A 3,714-nucleotide genomic window follows, 5' to 3' on the forward strand; every position below is an offset into this window, starting at 1 on the left:
TTGGTTGTATCATAGATCATGGATTACTTGTTGTGTGGTAACTTTAAAGTAATTCTTTCTTTGATATTTCCAATGGCTTTTTTCGTTTTAAGGGTATTTTTTCTTAAATTGATGACATTGAGTCACAACCTATGGAGAGATCCATAATACAATTAAAAATGCGGTTGTTAAAGAACTGGAAGAAGAGATTGGAAATATCGGTTCGGGATCAGGTAGTGGTTCAACTCTTGAGATAATTGAATCAACTGACACCAAAACGACACCGACAGACAAAAATCTTTATTCAGCTCTCCGGGCTAAGAATGAAGACGACAAACGTCTCCGGAATGATATTGAAGATTTTGCTCATGAATTGATCAATTTCTTAAAAGGGACAAAGTTCGGGGAATTTATCCCTGGCATCCTGACCGGTAAAGGGGGGATGATTGACGCTTTCGGAAACGGAGAGTTAGAATCGTTGATTATACGTCGTTTTTTGGAAGTGCCTGAAATAAGGTTTAACAGAGCAGAAATTTTTACAGGCATTAGCTGGAACGCTCCCGGTGGTGGAATTATTGAGTCCGTCGACACAGTTAATAGGATTGCCAAACTGAAGTTGGAAGATGGTGAATTTGGAGCGGTTGCAGTAGGCGATATCTGTATGGGGATATTTCACTCTCTCACTTCTTCGGAAAATGCGACAGAGGACAAAGACAATAGTAAGGGTGTGTTCACTTTTGCGGGGTTCTTTACAGCCTATTTTACTGTCACAGAAATACTGGATAAGGAAAACAAAACTTTCAAATATCAGCTTCGTCCTTCTTCGGCTAGTTATCCTCACGAGTTTCATCCTTGTGAGACCATGCACTTTGTCGCTTATGGTAACTTTACCAACAAAGATCGTCAGACATCTAAATACTCAACCCGGACCTATACCCGTTATCTCTACCATGTAGACGGTTGGGAGTTCGAGAAACGCCAGATTGCGGCTCAGTTTGGTGATCTAACCAACCTGTCGGTACATGGGTACAACATGACCGGATATTCTGTTTTTCTGAATAATATCTACATGACCGGTGTGATCAATCAGATGTCGGCAGATGGTACATCCGTTGAGAGAGTGCCCTTTTTTAAAGGGGCTTGGATACAGGGAAAGTTTGCTTATTATGATGAAGTAACCCATAATGGCTCATCCTGGTTATGCGTCAATCCGGATGGAACAACATCAGAACCGACGGACGGTAATCCGGATTGGTTTAAGCGCGTCTCGAAAGGTGAAGACGGTAAAGATGGAACCAGTGCCGAGGCTGTCGGTGAATGGGACCCTAATCGTAGTTACATAAAAAGTAACATTGTTAGGAGTGATGGGGCCTCCTTTATTGCCAATAGAGACAATAAAGGAGTAAAGCCACGGAAGAATCCGGGAGGATATTTGACCACCGGAGGTAAATACTTAACCACCGGTGGCAAACGATTATATACCGGTGATCCCAATCATCCCTGGCAATTATTATCTGAAGATGGTGAGCCCGGAAAGCAAGGATTACCTGGTGAAAAAGGTAAAGACGGAGTACAGTATTATACCTGGCTGAAATATGCCGATGACGCTCAGGGGAATGGTATGTCCGAATTGCCTGACGGAAAGAAATATGTAGGTTTGGCCGTCAATCAATTGACACCAATTGAATCTGATGATCCCAGTTTATATACTTGGGCTTTGATTGTAGGCGAAGGAATACCGGGTAAACCTGGTAAAGACGGAAAGACTTTATATACTTGGATACGATACGCCGATGATGCTCAAGGAAATGGCATGTCTAATAATCCTGATGGCAAGAAATACGTAGGTCTAGCCTACAATAAGGAAACTGCAACGGAGTCTGATAATCCTGCTGATTACAAATGGAGTAAAATAGAAGGTGATCCGGGTGAAGCCGGGTTAAACTATATAACAGAGCCTTATAGTCCCTACAGGGAATACAATCAACGTGATTTAGTCTCATTTAATGGAGGTAAGATCTTTTGTAAAAAGAAAAATACGGGTCAGACCCCTGTGCCATTTCTGACGACAGGGGGTAAATACCTAAAGACCGGTGGTAGCTATCTACTATACAAGCCTCTTACATCTGAAACTATTAATTCAGAATACTGGGATATCTTTATCCCTCCTACAGTTATCGAACCGGTCGAGCAAGAGTTTACGACATATCATACAAGCGTAAGCAAACCGCCCCGTCCGATTTTAACAGGGAATAGTTTGGGTTGGAGTCAAACGATCATGACTGGTGCCCGGTGGAAGTCTACAAAGAAGGCGGTATCGGATGCCGCTGGTACTTGGAGTGACCCGGTACAGTATTCGGCCGAAGATGGTAAACCCGGTAATGATGCTACGGCCTACTGGCTGGTATCTCCGGTAACTAATATTGTATTTAATACAGTCGGAAATCCTACACCGGCAGCTTTTACCGTTTTGGCCAAACTGCAGACCGGTACGGGAGCTGTACAAGCCTCTGATAGATTTTATCTGGCCTGCCGTAAATCGGCCACAGGTACATCGGCCTGGGAACAACATGTAGCACCTGTTAAAGGATCGTCCATTAATGTAACCGTAATCGCCGGGATAAAAGCTTACTCAATCCGGATGTACGAAAAACAATCAGATGCTCAAGCCTGGAACTCTAATTATGTGGATGAAGTTGGAGTTTCTGTTATCCGTGACGGTCTGGATGGAGAGCGTGGAGCTACTGGATCCATGCCTCGATCCTGTGGCTTTTATGATCAAAACAAAGCTCCATACTTTTGGAATGAACAATACAGAGACATTGTATTATACGGTTTTAACAATGCTGTCTATGTCTTCCAGGTACGTAATTATAGCCCAGGAAAGGGAGTAACTGTACCTCCGACATCTCAAGACGGGGATGCTAACTGGGAGGTGGCAAATAAACAGATATTTGTTGCGATGGATACAGCCCTGATCGATGGGGCTAACATAGCAGAGTTTTTGTTTAAAAACAAAAAAATGCAGAGTCAAGACATTGATCCTGACTCTGAGGAACCTAATCTGTTGATAGATGGAAAAACAGGGGAAATCATTTCGCAAAAAGGAGTATTTAAAGGATCTATTGGGACTCCGTTTATTTGGCGAGAAGATGGTGGGACCTTAGATCTTACTAAAAACTTTAATTTGGCTTTTAATGGAGCGACACAGGTTCTTTATGCCAAATTACCTATTGATAAAAAATACAATGGGACAATGTGTCAGATTCTTAACCCACCTACAATAACCATGCTAGGACATTCGGTCAATATAAGTATTGTTGATGGATCTAAAATATGGAACACGGGTGAAAGTTGGACAACATACAAAACGAGTATTAATATACCCGAAGGAAAAATGGGGCGGTTTTATGCTATTGCTACTCCTGATAATTCGCGAGTTGAATGGTATTGTGATAATTATTATGAAATAACTCATTAAGATAAAAAAGTGAATCAAATAATAACAACTAAAATTGAAATATTATGACAGATGTAAGTTTAAACGGATTGAAAGTAAAGACAGACTCATTACCTAATGACTGGTATGTGTCGCTGATCAATCCGAAGGATGGGGAACCGGCTGAGATTATGACGGTGGCTAAATTCGCAGAATTGTTTTTAAATAACAATAAAATATGGACGGAGAACAATGACGGTCCTAATAGTAAATTAGATGCAGGTTTATTTGCCAGT

Annotated in this window: 1 protein-coding gene and 1 pseudogene; both read left to right on the forward strand. The window is 41.6% G+C overall.

The window, feature by feature from the left end:
• Positions 1–352 precede the first annotated feature (352 nt).
• Positions 353–3,460 carry a hypothetical protein gene (locus NBH15_RS28955; protein WP_250824195.1) on the forward strand — a complete coding sequence of 1,036 codons (3,108 nt, stop codon included), beginning with the start codon at positions 353–355 and terminating at the stop codon, positions 3,458–3,460.
• Positions 3,461–3,504: 44 nt separating this feature from the next.
• Positions 3,505–3,714 (forward strand): annotated as a pseudogene (locus NBH15_RS28960) (hypothetical protein); the annotation flags it as partial.

This window comes from Parabacteroides caeci (assembly GCF_023656795.1).
Lineage (GTDB): Bacteria > Bacteroidota > Bacteroidia > Bacteroidales > Tannerellaceae > Parabacteroides > Parabacteroides segnis.